Origin of the sequence: Actinoplanes aureus (assembly GCF_015704865.1) — a bacterium.
GTDB classification, from domain to species: domain Bacteria; phylum Actinomycetota; class Actinomycetes; order Mycobacteriales; family Micromonosporaceae; genus Actinoplanes; species Actinoplanes aureus.
This window is the reverse complement of sequence record NZ_JADQTO010000104.1, coordinates 1-860: the sequence shown is the minus strand read 5'-3', so window position 1 is coordinate 860 and position 860 is coordinate 1. Positions and strand designations below refer to the sequence as shown.

Genomic DNA, 860 nt, shown 5'->3' with positions numbered 1-860 from the left:
CCAGCGTGCACGGACAGCGGCAGATTCCGGCGGTGCAATCGTCAACGGCCGAGTACGGCACCGCCGTTGAGACCGATGATCTGCCCTGTCAGGTAGCCGGCGTCGGGCGAGGCGATGTAACGGATGGCCGCTGCTACATCAGCGGGTGTTCCGGCCCGCCCAACCAGAGTGTCAGCCACCTTCGTGGCCACGAAGTCCGTGGTGTCCTGACCATGGAAGATGTCCGTGTCCTGCACATAGCCGGGCGCGAGGACGTTGACGGTGATGCCGTCCTTGCCCAGTTGACGAGCCAGGCCCAATGCCCATCCATGCAGGGCCGCCTTCGCTGCGGCATAGGAGCCGGCTGAATGCTGCCCGGCGCCTCCACGTTGCGCAGCCGCCGAACTGACCATGATGAGACGGCCGCCGGGTCGGCTTAGCTGCGGCTGGAGCGCGTTGGTCAGCAGTACTGCAGTAAGCAGGTTGGTGTTGAGGTCACGTTGCCATGACATGGCTAGCGCTTCGAGGCTTTCGTCCGCCGGAGGTGTGATGATGGCGCCCGCGTTGTTGACCAGTACGTCAATAGAGCCCATCTGGGCGATGAGTGCGGCGGCATCACGAACCTGCTTCGGATCAGTCAGGTCCGCGCTGACCGGGATCACGCGGTCCGCTCGGGTGGCTTCGTTGATTTCGGCGCGCGCCTGAGCCAGTAATTCCGCCCGCCGGCCGATGATGACCACCCGGTCGCCCTGGGTGGCGAACATGCGAGCGATCTGCTTACCGATGCCGGTTCCGCCACCCGACACCACCGCAAGGCGGGATCCAGTTGTCATGCCGTCACGATAACGATCATCGACGGTGATCTCATCCGTGCATCCGCT

At 64.3% G+C, this 860-nt stretch carries 1 protein-coding gene; it reads right to left on the bottom strand.

The genetic code is table 11. From position 1 onward, the window contains the following. Positions 1-41: 41 nt before the first annotated feature. Positions 42-812: an SDR family NAD(P)-dependent oxidoreductase gene (locus I4J89_RS49120; protein ID WP_196421106.1), complete on the bottom strand. Its 771-nt coding sequence runs from the start codon at positions 810-812 to the stop codon at positions 42-44. Positions 813-860: the final 48 nt, after the last annotated feature.